The organism is Delftia sp. HK171 (genome assembly GCF_001886655.1).
Taxonomy (GTDB): domain Bacteria; phylum Pseudomonadota; class Gammaproteobacteria; order Burkholderiales; family Burkholderiaceae_C; genus Comamonas; species Comamonas acidovorans.
This window is the reverse complement of sequence record NZ_CP018101.1, coordinates 5,579,437-5,602,088: the sequence shown is the minus strand read 5'-3', so window position 1 is coordinate 5,602,088 and position 22,652 is coordinate 5,579,437. Positions and strand designations below refer to the sequence as shown.

General features: G+C 69.5%; 16 protein-coding genes. 15 read left to right on the top strand and 1 reads right to left on the bottom strand.

Annotated elements, in window-relative coordinates:
* Window positions 1-390: 390 nt before the first annotated feature.
* The 14 genes from BO996_RS25035 (at window position 391) to pbpC (ending at window position 20,857) form a co-directional block, all read left to right on the top strand.
* Window positions 391-6,453, top strand: a complete 6,063-nt coding sequence (locus BO996_RS25035) for an alpha-2-macroglobulin family protein (RefSeq protein ID WP_071956667.1) — start codon at window positions 391-393, stop codon at window positions 6,451-6,453.
* A gap of 89 nt (window positions 6,454-6,542) precedes the next feature.
* Window positions 6,543-7,070, top strand: a complete 528-nt coding sequence (locus tag BO996_RS25030; protein ID WP_013800955.1) for a DUF2867 domain-containing protein — start codon at window positions 6,543-6,545, stop codon at window positions 7,068-7,070.
* Between the two features lie 39 nt (window positions 7,071-7,109).
* Window positions 7,110-7,406, top strand: coding sequence for a hypothetical protein (locus BO996_RS25025; RefSeq protein ID WP_083571195.1), 297 nt, complete (start codon window positions 7,110-7,112; stop codon window positions 7,404-7,406).
* Window positions 7,407-7,593: 187 nt separating this feature from the next.
* The gene (locus BO996_RS25020) at window positions 7,594-9,675 is read left to right on the top strand and encodes a BCCT family transporter (RefSeq protein ID WP_071956665.1); all 2,082 of its coding nucleotides are present in this window, start codon (window positions 7,594-7,596) and stop codon (window positions 9,673-9,675) included.
* A 95-nt stretch (window positions 9,676-9,770) separates the two neighbouring features.
* Window positions 9,771-10,715 carry a helix-turn-helix domain-containing protein gene (locus tag BO996_RS25015; protein WP_071956664.1) on the top strand — a complete coding sequence of 315 codons (945 nt, stop codon included), beginning with the start codon at window positions 9,771-9,773 and terminating at the stop codon, window positions 10,713-10,715.
* A 131-nt stretch (window positions 10,716-10,846) separates the two neighbouring features.
* The gene (locus tag BO996_RS25010) at window positions 10,847-12,247 is read left to right on the top strand and encodes an amidase (protein ID WP_071956663.1); all 1,401 of its coding nucleotides are present in this window, start codon (window positions 10,847-10,849) and stop codon (window positions 12,245-12,247) included.
* Between the two features lie 66 nt (window positions 12,248-12,313).
* Entirely contained in the window at window positions 12,314-13,381 is a 1,068-nt protein-coding gene (locus BO996_RS25005; protein ID WP_071956662.1) for an ABC transporter ATP-binding protein, read from the top strand.
* A 100-nt stretch (window positions 13,382-13,481) separates the two neighbouring features.
* A complete protein-coding gene (locus tag BO996_RS25000; protein ID WP_071956661.1) occupies window positions 13,482-14,777 on the top strand; it encodes an ABC transporter substrate-binding protein in 1,296 nt (431 codons plus the stop codon).
* Window positions 14,778-14,798: 21 nt separating this feature from the next.
* Entirely contained in the window at window positions 14,799-15,695 is an 897-nt protein-coding gene (locus tag BO996_RS24995; RefSeq protein ID WP_071956660.1) for a carbohydrate ABC transporter permease, read from the top strand.
* Entirely contained in the window at window positions 15,692-16,540 is an 849-nt protein-coding gene (locus tag BO996_RS24990) for a carbohydrate ABC transporter permease (RefSeq protein ID WP_012207102.1), read from the top strand. Before BO996_RS24995 ends, BO996_RS24990 begins: the two co-directional genes overlap by 4 nt.
* 48 nt (window positions 16,541-16,588) lie before the next feature.
* Window positions 16,589-16,978, top strand: coding sequence for a VOC family protein (locus BO996_RS24985; RefSeq protein ID WP_012207101.1), 390 nt, complete (start codon window positions 16,589-16,591; stop codon window positions 16,976-16,978).
* Window positions 16,975-17,844, top strand: coding sequence for an endonuclease/exonuclease/phosphatase family protein (locus BO996_RS24980; protein WP_071956659.1), 870 nt, complete (start codon window positions 16,975-16,977; stop codon window positions 17,842-17,844). The genes BO996_RS24985 and BO996_RS24980 overlap by 4 nt, the downstream gene beginning before the upstream one ends.
* 94 nt (window positions 17,845-17,938) lie before the next feature.
* Window positions 17,939-18,499: an HdeD family acid-resistance protein gene (locus tag BO996_RS24975; RefSeq protein ID WP_012207099.1), complete on the top strand. Its 561-nt coding sequence runs from the start codon at window positions 17,939-17,941 to the stop codon at window positions 18,497-18,499.
* Window positions 18,500-18,532: 33 nt separating this feature from the next.
* Window positions 18,533-20,857, top strand: a complete 2,325-nt coding sequence (gene pbpC, locus BO996_RS24970; RefSeq protein WP_071956658.1) for a penicillin-binding protein 1C — start codon at window positions 18,533-18,535, stop codon at window positions 20,855-20,857.
* A 17-nt stretch (window positions 20,858-20,874) separates the two neighbouring features.
* On the opposite strand, the gene BO996_RS24965 is transcribed toward pbpC, so the two are convergent.
* Window positions 20,875-21,558 carry a TetR/AcrR family transcriptional regulator gene (locus BO996_RS24965; protein WP_071956657.1) on the bottom strand — a complete coding sequence of 228 codons (684 nt, stop codon included), beginning with the start codon at window positions 21,556-21,558 and terminating at the stop codon, window positions 20,875-20,877.
* A gap of 128 nt (window positions 21,559-21,686) precedes the next feature.
* Here BO996_RS24965 and BO996_RS24960 point away from each other — a divergent pair, with 128 nt between their 5' ends.
* Window positions 21,687-22,631, top strand: a complete 945-nt coding sequence (locus BO996_RS24960) for a tripartite tricarboxylate transporter substrate binding protein (RefSeq protein WP_012207096.1) — start codon at window positions 21,687-21,689, stop codon at window positions 22,629-22,631.
* Window positions 22,632-22,652: the final 21 nt, after the last annotated feature.

Genomic DNA, 22,652 nt, shown 5'->3' with positions numbered 1-22,652 from the left:
GCAGTATAGGCAGCACGCTTTATGTAGTCTGACGGGGCCTGTGTTGGGAGGTGAGCCCTGTGATCGCACGGATATGACGTGTTGATGCGTCGATGTCTTACAGATGGATACACCGCAGACCCGGTTCCGGGCACCCGCAGCAGGGCCTGCAGCGGATGCGGGCCGGTATCATCCCGCGCAGTGGTTTTCAGCCGCAGCGGATGCGGCCCTGCATTCGGTGCATGCGGGCGACAGGCCTGCGCCTTGTTCCAGCCCTTGCCGCCGAGCCCTGCCTGCAACGCAGGGTTTTTCATTTGCAGCGTGTCATGCGGACAGCTCGCGTCGCAGTGCTGAAAGCCTGCTCATTCCAAGAAAACAGCGGGCCATCTGAGCCCGACAGAAGGGATTGCCATGGGGGTGCTTCGCAAGAAAGCGATCGGTGGGTTGCAGGGGGCTCCGGCGCACAGCCGGCCCTGGGGCCGGTGGGGTTTGGGCCTGCTGCTGGGATCGGCGGCGCTGACGGCGCAGGCCGTGGGCGTGCGCCAGTTCAGCCCGCAGGGAGAGGTGGCCAAGGTCGAGCAGGTGGTGGTGCAGTTCGATGGCACGGCCGTGCGCTTTGGCGACCCCAAGGCGGCCGCGCCGGTCACGCTCAGCTGCAGCGATGCGGCGGCCACCCAGGGCACGGGCCGCTGGAACAGCGACCGGGAATGGGTGTTCGACTTCAAGCAGGCCCTGCCGCCCGGCGTGCGCTGCACGGCCCAGCTGGTGGCCGGCTACAAGTCGCCTGCGGGCACGGCCGTGACGGGCGCTGCCAGCTACCAGTTCCAGACCGGCGGCCCGGCCGTGCTGGACATGGCGCCCGACACCTATGAACAGATCGACGAGGAGCAGTACTTCGCGCTGCGCCTGTCGGGCCCGGCCACCTTGCAAAGCCTGCAGCAGCACATGTGGTGCACGGCCGAAGGCGTGGGCGAGCGCATACCCGTGCGCCTGATCGAAGGCAAGGAGCGCGACGAGCTGCTCAAGCACCGCGGCTGGGACAAGGCCGCCGCCAAGAACCCGCTGCAGTACGCCACGCTGGCCTGCAACCGCCGGCTGACGGCGGGCACGACCATGAAGCTGGTTTTTGGCGCCGGCATCGCAACGCCCAATGGCGTGGCCAGCCGCCAGGACAAGCGCTTCGAGTACCGCGTGCGAGAGCCCTTCGCGGCCGAGTTCAGTTGCGAGCGCGAGAACGCCCAGGCCGCCTGCCTGCCGATCCGTCCCATGCGCCTGAACTTCAATGCCCCCGTGCCGCGCAAGCTGGCCGAAGGCATTCGCCTGAGCAGCGGCGCCTCCAAGGTGGCGCCCGTGATCGACGGCGAATACGGCGAAAAGCTCAGCGAGGATTCGCTGGTGCAGAACCTGAGCTTCCCGGCCACCATGCAGGCCCAGGCGCGCTACACGGTGGAGCTGCCTCCGCAGTTCAAGGACGCGGCGGGCCGCAGCCTGAGCAATGCCGACATGTTCCCGCTGCAGGTGGCCACGGGCGCGCTGCCGCCGCTGGCCAAGTTCGCGGCCTCGCCCTTCGGCATCGTCGAGCGCTATGCCGAAGGCCCGGACGGCCCGGCCCTGCTGCCTGTGACGCTGCGCAATGTGGAGTCCGAGCTGGCCACCAAGTCCCTGGATGCCAGCCGCGTGAGCACCAAGCAGCCCGGCAGCGATGCCGAGATCATCGCCTGGATGCGCCGCGTGGCCGACTACGAGTCCTCCGACATGGACCGCAAGCGCGCCTCGCGCGACATCAAGGGCCCGCTGCCGCCCGTGATCGACAACGAAAACCGCGACTATGTGCAGACGCGCATGCTGTCGCTGCTGGCCGGGCAGGGCGACGTCAAGACGCTGGAGCTGCCCAAGCCCGTCAAGGGTGATCCGCGCCCCTTCGAGGTGGTGGGCATTCCGCTCACGCCGGGCTTTCACGTGGTCGAGATCGCCTCGCCGCTGCTGGGCCAGTCGCTGCTCGATGAGCGCTACGGCTCGGCGCGCAGCATGTATGTGCGCACCTCCGCCCTGGTGACCAACCTGTCCGTGCACTTCAAGCTCGGCCGCGAGAACGCGGCCGCCTGGGTGACCACGCTGGACAAGGGCCAGGCCGTGGCCAATGCCAAGATCCAGGTCTCCGACTGCAATGGCAAGGTGCTGACCTCGGCCACCACCGACGCCAGCGGCGTGGCCCGCCTGGAAGGCCTGTCGCCCGAGCCTCCCCAGTGCACGGGCGGTGTCGGCTACCGCTCGCCGGCCTATTTCGTCAGCGCACGCGCCCAGGGCAAGGACGGCCAGCAGGAGCTGGCCTTCACCTGGAGCGACTGGCAGCGCGGCATCGAGTCCTGGCGCTTCAACGTGCCCACCAGCCGCAGCGCCCAGCGCGACGAGGTGGCCCACACCATCTTCGACCGCACGCTGCTGCGCGCCGGCGAGACCGTGTCCATGAAGCACCTGATGCGCACCCAGACCGGCATCGGCCAGGGGCAGGGCGGCTTTGCGCTGCCCGAGCAGCGGCCCACGCAACTGGTCATCACCCATGAAGGCAGCGGCCAGCAGTACACGCAGCCGCTGCAGTGGCGTTCCACGGGCACCGGCGGCCTGAGCGCCGAAAACAGCTTCTCCGTGCCCAAGGGCGCCAAGCTCGGTTCGTACTCCGTGGAGCTGCGCGGCGATGGCAATGGCTCGCGCGGGCGCAACAGCCGCTTCGGCACGGGCAGTTTCCGTGTCGAGGAATTCCGCCTGCCCGTGCTCGAAGGCCGCGTGGGCCCCGAAGGCAAGCAGGCCCTGGTCGGCGTCTCCAGCCTGCCGGTGCAGGTGCAGGTGAACTACGTCTCCGGCGGCCCGGCCGCCAACCTGCCGGTGCGCGTGTCCGCCCTGGTGCGCTCCACCTGGATGGACCGCAGCGACTGGCAGGGCTTCAGCTTCTCGGCACCGCGCAGCGCCCAGGACACGGGCCAGAGCGATGACGAGGAGGCCACGGCCTCCCAGGACAGCAAGGTGGTGGCCGACAAGCTGCCCGTGACGCTGGACCGTGAAGGACTGGGCAAGCTCAAGATCGAGAACCTGCCCAAGCTGCGCGAGCCGCGCGAGCTGCTGATCGAGGCCACCTATGCTGACCCCAATGGCGAGGTGCAGACCCTGCGCAGCACGCAGATGCTGTGGCCTGCGGCCATCGTGGCCGGCGTGCGCGCCGAAAGCTGGATCACCACGGGCCGCAAGCTGCAGTTCCAGGCGCTGGCCCTGGGCGTGGACGGCAAGCCCCAGGCCGGCGTGCCGGTCAAGGTCGAGGCCATCTCCCGCGTCACCACCAGCAGCCGCAAGCGCCTGGTGGGGGGCTTTTACAGCTACGACAACCAGACCACGCTCAAGTCCATGGGCACGGTGTGCACGGGCAACAGCGATGCCCAGGGCATGGTGCAGTGCGAGGCCCAGCTGTCGCAGCCCGGCGAGGTGGAGCTGATCGTCACCGCCTCCGACAAGGACGGCCGGCCCGCCCAGGCCGCCTCCAGCGTCTGGGTCACGCGCCAGGGCGAACTGTGGTTCGGCGGCGAGGACCATGACCGCATGGACGTGCTGCCCGAAAAGCGCAGCTACGAGCCCGGCGAGACCGCGCGCTTCCAGGTGCGCATGCCCTTCCGCTATGCGACGGCCCTGGTCGCCGTGGAACGCGAAGGCATCGTCAGCACCCAGGTCATGCAGCTCAATGGCCAGAACCCCACCGTGGAGCTGAAGGTCCAGCCCGACTGGGGCCCCAACGTCTACGTGAGCGTGCTGGCCCTGCGCGGGCGGCTGCGCGAGGTGCCCTGGTACAGCTTCTTCACCTGGGGCTTCAAGGCGCCGCGCGAATGGTGGAACGCCTTCTGGCACGAGGGCAAGGAGTACATCGCGCCCACGGCCCTGGTCGATCTGTCCAAGCCCGCCTACCGCCTGGGCATGGCCGAGATCCGCGTGGGCACCAAGGCCCACCGCATCGACGTCAAGGTCACGGCCGACCAGGCCAGCTACCAGGTGCGCGGCACCGCCAAGGTCACCATCAGCGCCACGCTGCCCGACGGCAAGCCCGCCGCTGGCGCCGAGGTGGCGCTGGCGGTCGTGGACCAGGCCCTGCTGGAGCTCATGCCCAACACCAGCTGGCAGCTGGCCGACGCGATGCTGCGCCGCCGCGAGTGGGGCGTGCAGACCTCGACCGCGCAGATGGAGGTGATCGGCAGGCGCCACTACGGCCGCAAGGCCGTGGCCGCTGGCGGCGGCGGTGGCCGCAGCCAGACGCGCGAGCTGTTCGAGACGCTGCTGCTGTGGAATCCGAGCGTGGTGCTCGATGCCCAGGGCAAGGCCCAGGTCAGCGTGCCGCTCAACGACTCGCTGACCACCTTCCAGGTGGTGGCGGTGGCCGACCATGGCGTGTCGATGTTCGGCACGGGCCAGGCGCCCATCCGCACGGCCCAGGACCTGCAGATCATCAGCGGCCTGCCGCCGCTGGTGCGTGAGGAGGACCAGTTCCGTGCCATGGTCACGCTGCGCAACACCTCGGCCAAGGCCATGAAGGTGCAGGTCACGCCGCGTGCCACGCTGCTGGAGCTGGCAGCGCAGACCGTGGAGATTCCCGCGGGCGAGGCGCGCGAGGTGGCCTGGAACGTCACGGCGCCGGCCCAGCTGGGCCAGACGCGCGCCGAGGCGCTGATCTGGGAGATCGAGGCCCGCGACACCGCAGGCGGCGACAAGCCGGCCAGCGACAGGCTGAAGGTCAGCCAGCGCATCATCCCGGCCGTGCCGCTGACGGTGCAGCAGGGCACGCTGATGCAGGTCGATGGCAGCATCAACCTGCCCGTGCAGCTGCCGGCCGATGCACTGTCCGGCCGCGGCGGCCTGCGCATGTCGCTGGCGCCCAAGCTGGCCGAAGGCCTGCCCGGCGTGCGCGACTGGTGGGCGCGCTATCCCTACAGCTGCCTGGAGCAGGTCACCAGCAAGGCTGTGGGCATGAGCGACGCCACGCTGTGGCAGTCCACCATGGGCCAGCTGCCCAGCTACCTGGACAGCGACGGCCTGGCCAGCTACTTCCCGCTGGCGGGCGACGGTTCGGGCCGTGCGGCCCGCGGCAGCGATACGCTGACGGCCCACCTGCTCAACCTCTCGGCACTGGCACAGGGCGTGGACAAGCGCTTCGTGCTGCCGGCGGCCGAGCGCGAGCGCATGGAAAACGGCCTGATCGCCTTCGTCGAAGGCCGCATCCAGCGCAGCTTCTGGAGCCCGCGCAAGGATCTGGACATGCGCAAGCTGGCCGCCATCCAGGCGCTGGCGCTGACGGGCCGCGCCAATCCGCGCATGCTCGACAGCATCACCATCGCGCCCAACGACTGGCCCACGCATGCCGTCATCGACTGGGTGGCCCTGCTCAAGCACATGCGCGAGCTGCCCCAGCGCGAACAGCAGCTGGCCCAGGCCCAGCAGATCCTGCGTGCCCGCCTGAGCTACCAGGGCACGCGCGTGGCCTTCAGCAATGAGCAGGACGACCAGTGGTGGTGGCTGATGCAGGGCCCCGAGGTCAACCTGGCCCGCCTGATGCTGGTCAACATGGACGACCCGACGTGGAAGGAAGAGCTGCCGCGCCTGGCCAACGGCTTCATCTCGCGCCAGAGCAACGGCGCCTGGGGCACGACCACGGCCAACCTGTGGGGTGCGCTGGCACTGCAGCGCTTCTCGCAGCAGTTCGAGGCCACGCCCGTGACGGGCGCCACCCAGGCGGCTTTGGGCGCGTCCCAGGCCCGCGTGGAGTGGAGCCAAGTCACGCGCATGCGCGCCAGCGACACCGAGGGCGCAGCCCACCAGGCGTCCAGCTTCGGCGCGACCACGGTGGTCGGCGGCCTGCGCAACAACACCATGTTCCTGCCCTGGAGCGCGGTGGGTGATGCCCGCAAGGGCCAGCTGACGGTGACCCAGCAGGGCACCGGCAAGCCCTGGCTCACGCTGCAGTCTGTGGCGGCCGTGCAGCTGAAGGCGCCGTTCAGCGCCGGCTACACCGTCACGCGCACGGTCAAGCCCGTGGAGCAGGCCGACAAGAGCCTGCCCGCAGGCCAGTACTCGCGCGGCGACGTGCTGCGCGTCACGCTGGAGGTGCAGGCCCGCACCGACATGACCTGGGTGGCCATCACCGACCCCGTGCCCACGGGCGCCACCATCCTGGGCGGCGGTCTGGGGCGCGACTCGGAGATCGCCTCGGGCGGCGAGCGCGCGGAAGGCGCGGGCTGGCTGGCTTATGAAGAGCGCAGCTTCGAGGCCTACCGCGCCTACTACCAGTACCTGCCCAAGGGCAATACGCGCGTGGAGTACACCGTGCGGCTGAACAATGCCGGCGACTTCGCGCTGCCGCCCACGCGGGTGGAGGCGCTGTATGCGCCCGAGATGTTCGGCGAGGTTCCCAACGCCCGCATCAAGGTGAGCGACAAGCGCTGATGCAGCGTTGATGGCGCCCTGACAAGGGGGCGGCCCTGCGGCCTATGATGGCTGCAGGACCGCCCCCTTTTTTCATCACCCTCCGCTCCATGGCACAAGTCATCCTCTCCCCGGTTCCCGCAGGCAGCGCCCTGCAGGACCGCCTCAAGACCGCCTATTTCCACGACAGCTACCAGCTGCAATTGCCGGACGACGGCAGCAGTCCCATGGCGCTGTACCTGCGCTGCGTGGGCCGCACGCCGGGCTGGATCGACTTTCTGATGCGCCTGCGCAACCGCGTGGTGGCGCCCTTCGGCATCAAGGACCTGGGCACGCTCAGCGGCGTCGATGCGCAGCGCCAGCCATCGAGCTACCGCGTGGGCGACCGCGCCGGCATCTTCCGTGTCCATGCCCTGAGCGACAGCGAAGTGGTCCTGGGCGACAGCGACCGGCACCTGGACGTGCAGGTCTCCCTCATGCGGCTGCCCAGCCCCGAGGGCGCGCCGTCCGGCACCTTCACCGCCGCCATGTCCACCGTGGTCCATGTGCACAATGCGCTGGGCCGCATCTACATGCTGGGCGTGGCGCCGGCCCACCGCGTCATCGCCCCGGCCGTGGTGGCCAAGCTGGCCGGCTGAAAGCTGCGGATGGAGCCGTCGGCTGTCCAGACCATCAAAATGGCCGTCATGGGTGCCTCGGGGCTGTCCAAGGACGCCTTGCATATCTACGTGGGCCTGACGGTGGCGCTGGCCGCCTGCGCCGTGCTGCGCAGACCCCTGGGCAGCTGGACGCCCCTCCTGGCGGCCCTGGCGGTGGCCATGACGGGCGAGCTGCTGGACATGCGCGACGATATCGCGAGCCTGGGGTATTGGCGCTGGGGCGCCAGCCTGCACGACATTGCCAATACCGTGTTCTGGCCCGCCGTACTGGCTGCGCTGGCGCGCTGGAGCAGCGTGCTGGGGCGTCGGCCCTGAAGTCAGCAAATCGGAAGCCTTTGGCGTTGGCGTCCGACGCCTGCTTCCACGCCGCCCCTTGCATACTTGCGGCCTTTGCCCGGCGGACATCCCCCGAGCAGGGAACGGGGCCCGCCCCACAAGGGCAGGGCCGCCACCATTGCGAATCGGTTCCCGGGCACACCATTGATCACAAGAGAGAGGGTATATGCCAGACACGACCACCGATCCCCGACCGGCGCCACCCGCGCCACCGGATGCACCGCAGGCGGCCACGCCATCGCCTGCCGAGCCTGCACCGCGCATCACGTTCTCCGGCCCCGTCGTCATTCCTTCCCTGCTGGTGCTGGGCCTGCTGCTGCTGTACTGCGGCCTCATGCCCGACAGCGCCGACCGGCTGTTCTCCAGCGCCCAGGCCTGGGTGGTGGGGCACATGGACTGGTTCTATGCCGTCTCGGTCACGCTGTTCCTGGTCTTTCTGATCTTCGTCGCGTCCAGCCGTTTCGGTGATATCCGCCTGGGTCCCGATGATGCGGAGCCCGAGTTCAGCTTCATCTCCTGGACCGCCATGCTGTTCGCCGCCGGCATGGGCATCGGCCTGATGTACTTCGGCGTGGGCGAGCCGCTGCAGCATTTCCTCAAGCCGCCCACGGCCGTGCCTTCCACGCCGGCTGCCGCGCGCGAGGCGCTGCAGTCCACCTTCTTCCACTGGGGCTTTCATGCCTGGGCCGTCTACGGGACCATGGGCCTGGTGCTGGCGTACTTCGGCTTTCGCTACAACCTGCCGCTGACCATGCGCTCGGGCCTGTACCCGCTGCTGGGCAAGCGCATCAACGGCCCCATCGGCCACAGCGTGGATGCCTTCGCGCTGGTGGGCACCATCGCGGGTATCGCCACCACGCTGGGCTATGGCGCGCTGCAGCTGGCCGCCGGCCTGCACACGCTGACGGGATGGGACACCTCCACGGCGCTGTTCCGCATCTCGGTCATCGTCATCGTGGTCGGCCTGGCCGGGCTGTCGGCCGTCTCGGGCCTGGACAAGGGCGTGCGCCGCCTGAGCGAGTTCAACCTCGTGCTGGCCTTCATCCTGCTGGCCTTCGTCATCGTGGCCGGGCCCACGGTCTTCCTCTTCGAGGCGCTGAGCGAGAACATCGGCAACTACCTGTCTGGCCTGGTGCAGCTGTCGTTCCGCACCTTCGCCTACGAGCCGCCCAGCCAGGAAGGCTGGTTCGGCGGCTGGACCATCCTCTACTGGGCCTGGTGGATCTCCTGGTCGCCCTTCGTGGGCATGTTCATCGCGCGCATCTCGCGCGGGCGCACCATCCGCCAGTTCGTGACCGGCGTGCTGCTGGTGCCCACGGCCTTCAACCTGCTGTGGATGACGGCCTTCGGCAACAGCGCCATCTGGATAGACACCCACGTGGCCATGGGCGCGTTGGGGCAGACGGCCTCGAACGTGGATGCGCTGCTGTTCCGCTTCTTCGAGTACCTGCCCTGGTTCAAGCCCGTGGCTTGGCTCACCATCGTGCTGATCGCGGTGTTCTTCGTCACCTCGGCGGACTCCGGGGCCTTCGTGGTGGACAACATCGCCTCGCGCGGCCATGCGCGTTCGCCGGTCTGGCAGCGGCTGTTCTGGGCTGCCGTGCTGGGCGTGACGGCCATGGTGCTGATGCTGGCCGGCGGCCTCAAGGCGCTGCAGGCCATGACCCTGGTGGCGGCCCTGCCGGTGGCCGTCATCATGCTGGCCCTGTGCTACGGGCTGTGGCGCGGCCTGCAGGCCGACCGCGCGCACTTCTCGCCCGACCTGGCTCCGGCCACCAGCTTCTGGAGCGGCCAGCACTGGCGCAAGCGCCTGGAGCAGATCGTGCACCAGCCCTCGCGCGCCGATGTGCGCAGGTTCCTGGCTGGCGTGGTGCTGCCGGCCATGAACGAGGTGGCCGCCGAGATGCAAAGGCGCGGCGTGCAGGCCGTGGTCACCGAGGACCTGGATGGCGAGGGCGCCGTGCGCCTGACCGTGCCCGATCCCTCGCTGCGCGACTTCGTCTACGGCGTGCGCGCCACGCGCCGCACGGTGCCCACCTTCCTGGTGAGCGAGGCGGCCAGCGAGCAGGAGCGCCGCCATGTCTACGAGCCCATCACCTTCTTCGAGGACGGACGCCTGGGCCACGACATCCAGTACCTGCGCAGCGAGGAAGTCATCGCCGACATCCTGCGCCACTACGAGCGCTACCTGTCGCTGAGCGCCGACCAGCGCACGCATCTGCTGAACCGGGCTCCGGGCCACAGCTGAGCCGTGCCTGGCAGCGCCGCCGTCGCGGCACCCCGGGCCTTTGGGTAAACACCGGGGTGCCAGCCGGCGGCCGCCTGCGGATACTGGGCGCTGCCATGCAGCTCGAATACTCTACCCATTCGCAGGAGCCACGCCATCGTTTCGACTACTGGCACGAGGTGGTCTGCCGCCACTGCATCCCGGCCGACAGCCACCGCGCGCAGGGGGATGGTGCAGGTCCCGGCGGCTTCGGGGCCACGCTGTCCGTGCGCTCCCTGGGACTGCTGGAGATCAGTGCCATGTCGGCGCCCAGCCACCGCTGGGTGCGCAACGCAGCCCACCTGCGCCTGCATGCCCGCGATGAGCTGTGGCTGGGCTATCTGCTCCAGGGCCAGGCCGAGGTGCGCCAGGGCGGGCAAGTGGCCCGGCTGAGTGCGGGCAATCTGGTGCTTTATGACGCTGCGCAGCCTTTCGAATTCTCGGTGGCGCCCCGCGATATCCTGCTGATGCGCATTCCGCGCAGCGAATTGTTGAATCGCTTTGCCCGTGCACCCTTGCACGCGGGCCGGGCGCTGCATGGCCATGCCCCGGCCGTGGCGCCGCTGCGGGCCATGCTCGGCGAGGCCATCGCCATGCCGCCTGCGCCGCACGGTGATGCCTTGGCGCAGCGCTTCGGCATGGCGCTGCTCGATGTGCTGGCCCTGGCGCTGGAGATGCAGGAAATGGCCGTGCAGCCCCGCTCGGAAAGGGACCTGCACGGCCGCATCCAGGCGTTCATCCAGGACAACCTGGGCTCGCCCGAGCTGTCGCTGCAATGGCTGGCGCAGCAGCACAACGTCTCGCCGCGTACCGTGACGCGGGCCTTTGCGCGGCGCAACCAGACGCCCATGGGCCTGGTATGGCAGCTGCGGTTGCAGGCCAGCCGCCAGGCCCTGATGCAGGGGCGCTGCTCCAGCGTGACCGAGGCGGCCTTCGCGCATGGATTCTCCGATGCGGCGCACTTCAGCCGAGCCTTTCGCAAGGCGTTCGGCTGCACGCCCCGCAGCCTGCTGGCCGCCTGAGCAAGGTCGCTGTCCCTCACGAACAAGCGTCGGGGCTGCCGGCTCCCTAGCATGGATCTGCCGTGCGTCCCGTGCGGCTTTTCCAGTGCAACAACGGTGGCGCCCCGGAGCCGGGCGCCGGGAGACATGCCATGAACGACAGCGAACTGCACCATCTCGAACTGCTGGAGGTGGGGCGTGAGATCCAGTCCCGCCGCATTTCCTCGGAAGAGGTGACCCGCCACATGCTGGCGCGCATCGAGGCCGTGGACGCGCGGCTGCACAGCTACGTGACGGTGATGGCGCAGCAGGCGCTGGAGGACGCCCGCCGCGCCGACGCCGAGATCGCGCAGGGCCGCCGCCGTGGTGCGCTGCACGGCGTGCCGCTGGCGCTCAAGGACCTGCTGTGGACCCGGGGCGTCCCCACCACGCATGGAATGACGCTGCACCGCGACCATCGCCCCACGGAAGATGCCACCGTGGTGCGCAGGCTGCGCGAGGCCGGCGCCGTCATCCTGGGCAAGCTGCAGCAGACCGAAGGCGCCTTCGCCGACCACCATCCCGAGATCACTGCCCCCGTCAACCCCTGGGGCGCCCAGCTGTGGCCCGGCGCCTCGTCCAGCGGCTCGGGCGTGGCCACGGCGGCGGGGCTGTGCTTCGGATCGCTGGGCACGGACACCGGGGGCTCCATCCGCTTTCCATCGGCCGCCAACGGCATCACGGGGCTCAAGCCCACCTGGGGCAGGGTGAGCCGCCACGGCGCCTTCGAACTGGCCGCGTCCCTGGACCACATAGGCCCGATGGCGCGCAGTGCTGCCGATGCCGCAGCCATGCTCGCGGCCATCGCCGGGGCGGACCCGCTGGACCCTACGGCCAGCCAGTGCAGCGTGCCCGACTATCTGGCCATGATGACGCGCGGATTCTCCGGCCTGCGCCTGGGCATGGACCGGCAATGGGCACTGGACGGCGTGGATGCCCCCTCCCGCCAGGCGGTGGAGCAGGCCCTGGCGGTGGCGCAGCGCCTGGGGGCCAGCGTGCAGGAAGTCCGCTTTCCCGATGCCACCCAGGCGGTGGAGGACTGGCCGGCGCTGTGCGCGGTGGAGACCGCCGTGGCGCACGGCGCCACGTTCCCTGCACGGCGCGAGGCCTATGGCCCCGGGCTCGCCGGGCTGATCGACCTGGGGCTGGGCCTGTCCGCCACCGACTACCAGCGGCTGCTGCTGCGCCGCGCGGACTTCACGGGCCGGGTGCGTGCACTCTTCGCGCAGGTGGATCTGCTGCTGGTCCCCGCCACGGCCTTTGCGGCCCCCACGCTGCAACGCATGGCGCATTTCGGCTCCGATGCCGAGCTGTTCTCGGGCATGCTGCGCTACACCTGCCCGTTCGACCTCACGGGCAGCCCCACGATCACGCTGCCCGGCGGACGCACTTCTGAGGGCGCGCCCGTGGCCTTCCAGTTCGTGGCCCCCGACTTCCGCGAAGACCTGCTGGTGCGCGCGGGCTGGGCGTTCCAGCAGGCCACGGATTGGCACAGACAGCACCCTGCTGCCTGAGCTGCATGGGGCGCCAGGCCGGTGGCGCGACACGGGCCTGTCACACAGCCTTCCTAGACTGGCGTGATGTCCTTGATCGAGATGGAAGGTGTCGCCAAGTCCTGGGGCGGCACCACGGCACTGCAGGCGCTGGATCTGCGCATTGAACCCGGATCCTTTTGCGTGCTGCTCGGTCCCTCGGGCTGCGGCAAGTCCACCACGCTGCGCATCATCGCGGGCCTGGAAAGCGCCACCTCGGGCCGCGTGCGCATCGATGGCCAGGACGTCACCCACCTGCCGCCCGCACGGCGCGGCATTGCCATGGTGTTCCAGAACTACGCGCTGTTCCCGCACCTGACGGTGGCGCAGAACATCGGCTTCGGCCTGTCCGTGCGCAAGGTCCCGGCGGCCGAGGCGCGCCGGCGCATCGACGAGGCCGCCGCGCTGCTGGGCCTGGACGCGCTGCTGGCGCGCCGGCCCGGCCAGCTGTCGGGCGGCCAGCAGCAGCGCGTGGCGCTGGGCCGCGCCCTGGTGGCTCAGGCCCGGGTCTGCCTGATGGACGAGCCCCTGTCCAACCTCGACGCCCAGCTGCGCCAGGAAATGCGCACCGAGCTGCGCGAGCTGCAGCGGCGCCTGGGCCTGACCGTGGTTTATGTCACGCACGACCAGGCCGAGGCCATGGGCATGGCCGACCAGGTGGTGCTGCTCAGCCAGGGGCGCGTGGAGCAGTGCGCCGCGCCCCAGGAGATCTACAGCCGGCCCGCCACCACCTTTGCCGCGCGCTTCATCGGCACGCCGGCCATGAACATCGCGCGCCTCGACGGCCTGCACATCGCGGGCAGCCATGCCAGCGCCGCGCCCGCCGGCCTGCAGCAGCCGGGCCAGGCGCGCTGGCTGGGCGTCAGGCCCGAGGACATGCGCCTGTCGCTCCAGGGCGATGTCGGCAGCGGCCCCGTGGTGGCTGCCGACATCGAAAGCCTCGAATACCTGGGCGCCGATCTGGTGCTGCGCTGCCGCGTGGGCAGCGAGCAACTGATGGTGCGCACCGCTGGCAGCCAGCTCGGCGGCCTGCAGCCGGGCCAGCTCGTGGGCCTGCGCTGGGCGCGCGAGGCCACGCATTTCTTTGACGAAAAGGGGCGGCGCTGCACGGCCTGATTCCGAGGCACCGGCCCCCAATTCCTTCGCCAATTCACCGTTTCAGCCGTTTCAGCCGTTCCGGCTTTCGCACCCGAAGCACCTTCCAGGAGAGTCCGCCATGCAACGCCATGCCTTCCTCAAAACCCTCGCAGCCGCAGCCGCCCTGGCCGCCACGGGCCTGCTGAACACCTCCAGCGCGCAGACGCCGCTGGAGGTGCCGTTCTACTACCCCGTGGCCGTGGGCGGCCCCATCACCAAGGTGATCGACGGCTATGCGGCCGAGTTCAACAAGGCCCATCCGCAGTACCGGATCACGCCCGTCTATGCGGGCACCTACCAGGAGACCATCGTCAAGGCGCTGACGGCCCACAAGTCGGGCAAGCCGCCGGCCAGCTCGGTGCTGCTGTCCACCGACATGTTCACGCTGATCGACGAGGACGCCATCGCCCCCATCGACGACTTCGTGAAGACCGATGCCGACCGGGCCTGGCTCAAGGGCTTCTATCCGGCCTTCATGGCCAACAGCCAGACGGGCGGCAAGACCTGGGGCGTGCCCTTCCAGCGTTCCACCGTGGTCATGTACTACAACAAGGAAGCCTTCAAGGAAGCCGGCCTGGACCCGAACAAGGCGCCGCAGAACTGGAAGGAACTCAAGGAAGCCGCCCACAGGCTGACGAAGAAGGACGCCAGCGGCAAGGTCGTGCAGTACGGCATACAGATCCCGTCCACCGGCTTTGCCTACTGGATGCTGCAGACCCTGACCACGCCCAATGACGTGCTGCTGGCCAACGAGGCCGGCACCCAGGTCACGCTGGACAGCCCCAAGGTAGTGGAGGCGCTGGACTTCTGGGTGGGCCTGGTCAAGGAGGGCGTGCACCCGGCCGGCGTGGTGGAGTGGGGCACTACGCCCAAGGACTTCATGGAAAAGAAGGCCGCCATCATCGTCACCACCACGGGCAACCTGACCAATATCCGTGCCAATGCCAAATTCGACTTCGGCGTGGGCCAGATCGCAGGCAATGTGCGCAAGGGCTCGCCCACGGGCGGCGGCAATTTCTACCTGTTCAAGAAGGCACCCCGGGAGCAGCAGGAGGCGGCCTTCCAGTTCATGAAGTGGGTCACCCAGCCCCCGCTGGCCGCGCAGTGGAGCATGGACAGCGGCTACGTGGCCGTCTCGCCCGCCGCCTATGACACGCCCGCGCTCAAGAAGTACGGCCAGGACTTCCCGCAGGCCCTGGTGGCGCGCGACCAGCTGCCGGTATCGGTGGCCGAGTTCTCCACGCATGAGAACCAGCGCGTGACCAAGGTGCTCAACGACGCCGTGCAGGCCGCCCTCAACGGCAGCAAGACCTCGGCCCAGGCCCTGCAGGATGCGCAAAAGGAAGCAGACCGCATCCTGCGCCGCTACAAGTGATGGCGCAGTGCCGCTGACCGCATGAGCTACGCTCCCGCCTCCCTTGTCCGCGGCCGCCAGGCCGTCCATGCCTGGCTGATGCTGCTGCCGGCGCTGGTGCTGCTGGTGGCCTTCACGCACTGGCCGGCCGTGGCCACGCTGATCGACAGCCTGCATGCCACGCCGCGCGGCGGCCAGCCGGGGCCATGGGTGGGGCTGGAGAACTACGCCGTCATGGTGGACGACCCGGTGTTCTGGCAGGCCGTGCGCAACAACCTGTGGTTCGCGGCGGCCACGATTCCGCTGTCCATGGCACTGGCGCTGGCCATGGCGCTGTGGGTCAACGAGAGGCTGGCCGGCCGCGCCTTCATGCGCATGGCGTATTTCACGCCCACGGTGCTGCCCATGATTGCCGTGGCCAACATCTGGCTGTTCTTCTACACCCCGCAGTACGGACTGCTGGAGCAGCTGCGCGGCGCACTGGGCCTTCCCGCGCACAACTGGCTGGGCGACCCGTCCACGGCGCTGGCCTGCGTGACCGTGGTGGCGGTGTGGAAGGAGGCGGGCTTTTTCATGATCTTCTACCTGGCCGCGCTGCAGACCCTCAACCCCAGCCTCAAGGAGGCGGCGGCCATCGAGGGGGCCTCGCGCTGGTACTTCCTGCGCCGCGTGCAGTGGCCGCTGCTGATGCCGACCACGCTGTTCGTGCTGGTCAATGCGGTGATCAATGCCTTCCGCCTGGTGGACCACCTCTTCATCCTCACGCGCGGCGGGCCGGACAACGCCTCCACGCTGCTGCTCTATCACCTGTACGAGGTGGGCTTCAAGTTCTGGGACACGGGCTATGCGGCGGCCCTGACCGTGGTGCTGGTCGCCGTGCTGGCGGCCGTGGCGCTGCTGCAGTTCTTCGTGCTCGACAAGAAGGTGCACTACCAATGAGCGCCGCACCCATTGCCCCGCGCCATGCGCCGCCCGCGCTGTATGGCGCCACATGGCTGGACACGCTGGCCGCCTGGCTGCTGGCCCTGCTGTGGATACTGCCGCTGGCCTATGCGTTCTGGACGGCCTTCCATCCGCCCGAATACTCGGCACGCTTCGACCTGGCCGCGCCCTGGACGCTGGAGAACTTTCGCCGTGCCTGGCAGGCCGCGCCCTTTGCGCGCTATTTCCTGAACACGGCCGTGCTGGTGGTCATGATTTTGGCGGCCCAGCTGGTGCTGGGCACGCTGGCCGCCTATGCCTTTGCGCGCTACCGCTTTCGCGGCCAGGGCCTGGCCTTTGCCCTGGTGCTGGTGCAGCTGATGATCATGCCGGACATCCTGCTGGTGGCGAACTACCAGACCCTGTCGCGCCTGGGCGCCGTCGATACGCTGCTGGGCATCGGCCTGCCGTACTTCGCATCGGCCTTTGCCATCTTCCTGCTGCGCCAGACCTTCCTGGGCATTCCCCGGGAACTGGACGAGGCCGCGCGGGTGGAGGGCGCCAGCACCCTGCAGATCCTGTGGCGCGTCTACGTGCCGCTGGCGCGGCCCGTGTACCTGGCGTTTGCGCTGGTGTCGGTGAGCTTTCACTGGAACAACTTCCTGTGGCCGCTGATCATCACCAACAGCGTGCAGGCGCGCCCGCTCACCGTGGGGCTGCAGGTGTTCTCCAGCGTGGAGTCGGGCGTGGAGTGGGCCACCATCACGGCCGCCACGCTGATGAGTTCGGGCCCGCTGCTGGTGGCCTTCGTGCTGTTCCAGCGCCAGTTCGTGCAGAGCTTCATGCGTGCGGGGATCAAGTGAGGGCGGTGCTAAAGTTCCTTGTCCCAGCCTTTCACCCCGAGGTCCACCATGTCCGGTCCCGCATCCGCAGGTCTGTTCATCTACGCCAAGCAGCCTGACCGGCTGGCGCTGTTCTACATGGAGGTGCTGGCCATGCGCATGCTGCACCACACGAGCGAGCTCATGGTGCTGCAGTCGCCGGACCTGCAACTGGTGCTGCACGCCATTCCCGAGGCGATTGCGCGGCACATCACCATCACCGAGCCACCCCAGCCGCGCGAGAACGTCGCCCTCAAATTCTTTGCCACCGTGACCAGCTTCGCGGCCGTTCGTCCCCTGGTCATCGCCCATGGCGGCCAGCTGTGGGAGCAGTCCTGGCAGGGTCCTGGCTTTCGCGTCTGCAACGCCATGGACCCCGAAGGCAACCTGTTCCAGCTGCGCGAGCCGCTGCCCGCATGATGCAGATCCTCACCTGGAACACCCAATGGTGCCTGGGCCTGGACGGCCGCATGGACCCGGAGCGCATCGTGGCGCATGCGCTGTCCATGGCCGATATCGACGTGCTGTGCCTGCAGGAAATCGCCATCCACTATCCCGGCCTGGAGGGCGCGCCCGGCGACCAGGTGGCGCAGATCCGCCAGGCCCTGCCCGAAGGCTGGAAGGTCTTCTTCGGCGCCGCCGTGGACGAGTTCACGGCCGTGGGCCGGCAGCGCTTTGGCAACCTGGTGGCCACGCGCCTGCCGGTGCTGCAACTGGCCCACCACCGCCTGCCGTATCCGCACGATGGCGGCGTGCGCAGCATGCCGCGCTGCTGCACGGCAGTGACCGTGATGGATGCCGCACTGGGCCCCGTGCGCGTGATGAGCACCCACCTCGAATATTTCTCGCGCCGCCAGCGCATGGCCCAGGCGCTGGCGCTGCGTTCTCTGCAGATCGAGGCCCTGGGCCAGGCCGAGGCGCCGCCCCAGCCCGCCAGCGACGGCTCGCCCCAGCAGACCAAGCCGCACACGCCGCATGCCGTGCTCTGCGGCGACTTCAACTTCGAGCCGCATGAGGACGAGTACGCCGGCCTGTCCGCCCCCTGGGCGGCCGGCGAGCAGGGCGCCCTGAGCGCCGGCCAGTGGCACAACAGCTGGAGCGTGCTGCACCCGGACCAGCCCCAGCCACCCACCTTCCGGTTGTTCGACCGCCAGTGGGGTCCCGAGCCCGGCGCCTGCGATTTCGCCTGGGTCAGCGACAGCCTGCGCGGCCATGTGCGTGGCTGGGCCGTGGACAGCGACACAAGGCTCTCGGACCACCAGCCCGTGCTGCTGCAACTGGATTGATCCAGGTCAGGGTCCGCCGCCAAGCCGGCCTTGGCCTACAGACAGTGTTGCGGGCCTGCTCCAAGGTCATGGGGACTGTTTTGAAGGAGCATCCATGAGCCCCAATCCGCTGTCCACGATTCTTCACCGCACCTGGTGGGTGCTGCTGCTGCGCGGCCTGGTCGCCATCGCCTTCGGCGTGCTGACCTGGGCGCAGCCGGCGGTATCGCTGGCGGCGCTGGTGCTGACCTTCGGCGCCTTCACCTTTGTCGATGGCCTGCTGGGCGTGTACTCGGCCATCCAGGGGCGCGACCAGATGCGCCATTGGTGGGTGCTGCTGCTGTGGGGCCTGGCCGGCGTGGTGGTGGGCGTGCTCACCGTGGTCGCGCCCGGCGTCACGGCGCTGGTGATGACGCTGTACATCGGCGCCTGGGCCCTGGTCACGGGCCTGCTGCAGATCGTGGCGGCCGTGCGGCTGCGCAAGGAGATCACGGGCGAGTGGCTGCTGATCCTGGGCGGCGTGCTGTCCGTGCTGTTCGGCGCCTTCGTGCTGGCCCAGCCAGGCGCGGGCATGATGGCCATGCTCTGGGTGCTGGCCACGTATGCGGTGGTCTTCGGCGTGCTCATGGTGCTGCTGTCCTTCAAGCTCAAGAAGGGCATACGCCATTCTTCCTGAGCCGCGGGTGCAAAGGCGGACAATGCCGGCTCCATGATCGAATCCCGGCGACCTTCTCCCTTCATGCGTCTTCCCCGCGCGGCCCTGGCGGCCGCGCTGCTGTTCGCGGCGGCCGGTGCCGCCCAGGCGCTGCCCAGCTTTTCCGAGGTCCGCGAAGGCCACCGCTCCTCCGAGACCGAATTGCTCTCGCGCGAGGGCGAGGTGCTGCAGCGCCAGCGCACCGACGCCAGCGTGCGCCGTGGCGACTGGGTGGCCCTGGCCGACATCTCGCCTGCGCTGCGCACGGCTCTGGTGCTCAGCGAGGACAAGCGCTTCTACGAGCACAGCGGCGTGGACTGGGCGGCCGTGTCCTCCGCCGCCTGGGGCAACCTCTGGAACCAGCGCACGCGCGGCGCCAGCACCATCACCATGCAGTTGGCGGGCTTGCTCGACGGCGACTGGCGCCAGGGCCCGGGCGGGCGCAGCGTAGTACAGAAACTGGGCCAGACCGTGTCGGCCCAGGTGCTGGACCGGCGCTGGCGCAAGGACCAGATCCTGGAGGCCTACCTGAATCTGGTGCCCTTCCGGGGCGAGATCGTGGGCATCGATGCGCTGTCGCGCACCCTGTTCGGCAAGGCCGCGCACGGGCTGGACGCGCGCGAGGCCGCCATTGCCGCCGCCCTGGTGCGCGCGCCCAACGCCTCGCCCGAGCGCGTGGGCCGGCGCGCCTGCGGCGTGCTGCAGTCGCTGGCGCCCGAGGACGCGGCGGCGCGCGATTGCACGGCCATGGAACTGCTCACCGCCAGCGTGCTGCTGCGCCGGCAATGGGCGGCCAGCGAAGGCCAGGCCCCGCATCTGGCGCGCCGCTTGCTGGCCGAGCCGCAGTCCAAAGGCCAGGCCCGCGTGCGTTCCACGCTGAGCGCGCACGTGCAGCGCTTTGCCGTGCAAAGCCTGCAGCAGCAACTGCGTGAGCTGCAGGGCCGCAACGTGGAGGACGGCGCCATCGTCGTGCTGGACAACGCCACGGGCGAGGTGCTGGCCTGGGTGGGCTCGTCGGGCGAATTGAGCCAGGCGGCCGAGGTGGATGGCGTCACGGCCATGCGCCAGCCCGGCTCCACGCTCAAGCCCTTTCTCTATGCCCAGGCCATTGCCGAGCGGCGGCTGACGGCGGCCTCGCTGATCGAGGATTCATCGGCCCACATTCCCACGCAGAACGGGCTCTACATCCCGCAGAACTACGACCGGCGCTTCAAGGGCTGGGTCTCGGCGCGCACGGCGCTGGCGTCGTCGCTCAACGTGCCGGCCGTGCGCACATTGGTCATGGTTACACCCGATGCCTTCTTCTCGCAACTGCAGCGCCTGGGCCTGCCCCTGCGCGAAAGCGGCGGCTACCACGGCTTCAGCCTGGCGCTGGGCAGCGCCGAGGTGCCGCTGCTGCAGCTCACCAACGCCTACCGCGCCCTGGCCAACGGCGGGCAACTGACGCCCGTGCGCTGGGCGGCGCAGCCCACGGGCGCGGGGTCCGCAGCGCAAAAGTCGGCTGCGCCCGTGCAGGCCATCGACGCACGCGCGGCCTTCATCGTGGGCGACATCCTGTCCGATCCCATGGCGCGCGCGCCCACCTTCGGCACCGACAGCGTGCTGGCCACGCGCTTCTGGTCGGCCGTCAAGACCGGCACCAGCAAGGACATGCGCGACAACTGGGCCGTGGGCTGGTCGCAGCGCTACACCGTGGGCGTGTGGGTGGGCAATGCGCGCGGCGAGGCCATGCACTCGGTCAGCGGCACCAGCGGCGCGGCACCTGTCTGGGCCGCCGTGATGGGCTTCCTGCACGCCCACACGCCCAGCCGCGCGCCCAAGGCGCCGGCGGGCGTGCTGCAGCAGGCCGTGCGCTTCGGTCCCGATGCGTCGGGCCTGCCGCTGGAGAGCGCGCGCAGCGAATGGTTCGTGGCGGGCACGCAGCAGAGCCTGTTCGCCATGGCGGGCAGCGGCCTGCCTGTCGCATCCGCATCAACACGCGGGACTTCGGCCGCCTCGCCCGTGCGCATTGCGCGCCCCGCCAACGGCACCATCCTCGCGCTGGACCCCGACATTCCGCCAGACCGCCAGCGCGTGCAGCTGTCGGCCCGCCCCGCAGGCACGGCCGCCACGCAGGAATGGCAGGACGCCAGCCTGCGCTGGCGCATGGTCAGTGCTGCCGCGCCCGGCGCGGCCGAGCCGCCGCCCAAGGAGATCGGCCGGGGTGCTGCCGCCGCCTGGATGCCCTGGCCCGGCCGCCACCGGCTGGAACTGGTCGATGCCAAGGGGCAGGTGCTGGACAGCGTGCAGGTGGAGGTGCGCGGCGCCGGCGTGGTGGCTCCGCGCGCGGGCGGGCGCTGATCAGGCGCCGGTCGTGATCACTGCGCAGCGCGGGGGCCCGCCGCGCGGATGCCCGCCGCACGGAAGCCCGCCGCAGTGAAGGCCACCAGCTCGTCGATCACATGCTCCACGGGGTCGGCGCGGTGGCCGCCGCCCAGCATGCGGCTGACTCGGCCGTTGTCGGAGCGGATGTACATCATGGCGCCGTACATGCATTCCAGGCGCCACTGGAAATCGTGCTGCGACAGCTGCGGCAGAGCCTGGCGCAGCAGGGCCGCAAAGCGTTTGGCAGCCTCGTCGTAGGCGGCAAAAACCACCTCCCTGACTGCCTGGTCGGGATCGACCGAACACAGGGCCGTGACGCGGTTGAAGTCGGCCTCGCCCTCGCTGTGGGCGGCGCGCAGCGCGGGGGCGATGAAGGCCCGAAGAATGTCCTCCACGGCGGGCTGCGGCGACTGCTGCTCCAGCCTTTGCAGCAGCGCATGGCGCTGTCCGTTGACGGCCATCACGCGCTGCTCGAACAAGGCTTTGAGCAGGCCCAGCTTGTTGCGGAAGTGGTAGTGGATGGCGCCCGTGTCCACATCGGCCAGCGCCATGACGGCGCGCAGCGACGTGCCCGCGTAGCCATGCCGCGCAAACAGCTGCTCGGCGGCTTGCAGAAGGCGTTCGCGGGCCTGGGCGCGGGGTTCCTCGGCCGCGGTGTCATCGGTGCTGGACGTCATGGCTGCGGATCATAGACAGCGCCAGGCCCTTGCCGCACCAAACCATGGCATGGTGGTGGCATGGATTGATTCAGTCGACTGACTGAATTAACATGCGCAGCCATCACACAACGACAAGGAGACACAGCATGACCACCCGCAAGTGGCTCGGCGCCCTGATGGCGCTGGGCTGCACCCTGGCCACCGCGCAGGAGCCGTTCCCGTCGCGGCCGCTGACCCTCATCAACCCCTGGGCGGCGGGCAGCTCCACCGATGTGATGGCGCGTACGCTGGCCGAGGAATTCCGCAAGCAGCTGGGCCAGAGCGTGGTCGTGGTCTCGCGCGATGGGGGCTCGGGCGTGATCGGCATGAATGTGCTGGCCCAGGCGCCGGCCGACGGGCTGACGCTGGCCTTCACGCCCATGACCCCCATCACCGTGCAGCCCCACTACGTCAAGGGCCTGAAGCTGGGGCCCGACAGCGTGCAGCCGCTGTGCGGCGTGACGGAGAATATCCTGGGCGTCAGCGTGCGCGCAGACAGCCCTTTCAAGACGATAGGCGAGCTGGTGGCGGCGGCGAAGAAGGGCTCGCTGAGCTACGGATCGCCGGGACCGAACTCGGCGCCCTTCCTGGCCATGGACCAGCTGGAGCGCGACCAGGGCCTCAAGCTTGTGCATGTGCCCTACAAGGGCGATGCCGGCTCGATACAGGAATTGCTGGCCGGGCGGCTGGACTTCGTCAGCAGCATCGCGGCCTCGGCTGCGCCCCAGATACGCGCGGGCAAGCTGCGCCTGCTGGCCGTGGCCTCGGAGCGCCGCCACCCGGCCTTCCCCGAGGTCCCCACCTTCAAGGAACTGGGCATGGCGGTGCAGGAGGAATCGTTTGCGGGCCTGTTCGTGCCGCGTGGCGTGCCCGAGGCGGTGCTGGGCCGGCTGGACGCTGCCTGCGCCGCTGCAGCTCGGTCCGATGCCGTCAGGCAGGTGGCCCAGCGCGGCGACCAGGTGGTCTTCCACCAGGACCGCCGTCAGTGGGACCGGCGCATCCACGACGAATTCCGCAAACAGGGCGCAGCGGCCGAACGCCATGCGCAGTGACCTCCTTTCCCCCATCTCTTC

What these genes read in the sequence shown, in the direction of transcription:
- BO996_RS25035 (WP_071956667.1), top strand. Translation starts at nt 391, where the DNA reads ATGGGGGTGCTTCGCAAGAAAGCGATCGGTGGGTTGCAGGGGGCTCCG.
- BO996_RS25030 (WP_013800955.1), top strand. Translation starts at nt 6,543, where the DNA reads ATGGCACAAGTCATCCTCTCCCCGGTTCCCGCAGGCAGCGCCCTGCAG.
- BO996_RS25025 (WP_083571195.1), top strand. Translation starts at nt 7,110, where the DNA reads ATGGCCGTCATGGGTGCCTCGGGGCTGTCCAAGGACGCCTTGCATATC.
- BO996_RS25020 (WP_071956665.1), top strand. Translation starts at nt 7,594, where the DNA reads ATGCCAGACACGACCACCGATCCCCGACCGGCGCCACCCGCGCCACCG.
- BO996_RS25015 (WP_071956664.1), top strand. Translation starts at nt 9,771, where the DNA reads ATGCAGCTCGAATACTCTACCCATTCGCAGGAGCCACGCCATCGTTTC.
- BO996_RS25010 (WP_071956663.1), top strand. Translation starts at nt 10,847, where the DNA reads ATGAACGACAGCGAACTGCACCATCTCGAACTGCTGGAGGTGGGGCGT.
- BO996_RS25005 (WP_071956662.1), top strand. Translation starts at nt 12,314, where the DNA reads ATGTCCTTGATCGAGATGGAAGGTGTCGCCAAGTCCTGGGGCGGCACC.
- BO996_RS25000 (WP_071956661.1), top strand. Translation starts at nt 13,482, where the DNA reads ATGCAACGCCATGCCTTCCTCAAAACCCTCGCAGCCGCAGCCGCCCTG.
- BO996_RS24995 (WP_071956660.1), top strand. Translation starts at nt 14,799, where the DNA reads ATGAGCTACGCTCCCGCCTCCCTTGTCCGCGGCCGCCAGGCCGTCCAT.
- BO996_RS24990 (WP_012207102.1), top strand. Translation starts at nt 15,692, where the DNA reads ATGAGCGCCGCACCCATTGCCCCGCGCCATGCGCCGCCCGCGCTGTAT.
- BO996_RS24985 (WP_012207101.1), top strand. Translation starts at nt 16,589, where the DNA reads ATGTCCGGTCCCGCATCCGCAGGTCTGTTCATCTACGCCAAGCAGCCT.
- BO996_RS24980 (WP_071956659.1), top strand. Translation starts at nt 16,975, where the DNA reads ATGATGCAGATCCTCACCTGGAACACCCAATGGTGCCTGGGCCTGGAC.
- BO996_RS24975 (WP_012207099.1), top strand. Translation starts at nt 17,939, where the DNA reads ATGAGCCCCAATCCGCTGTCCACGATTCTTCACCGCACCTGGTGGGTG.
- pbpC (WP_071956658.1), top strand. Translation starts at nt 18,533, where the DNA reads ATGATCGAATCCCGGCGACCTTCTCCCTTCATGCGTCTTCCCCGCGCG.
- BO996_RS24965 (WP_071956657.1), bottom strand. Translation starts at nt 21,558, where the DNA reads ATGACGTCCAGCACCGATGACACCGCGGCCGAGGAACCCCGCGCCCAG.
- BO996_RS24960 (WP_012207096.1), top strand. Translation starts at nt 21,687, where the DNA reads ATGACCACCCGCAAGTGGCTCGGCGCCCTGATGGCGCTGGGCTGCACC.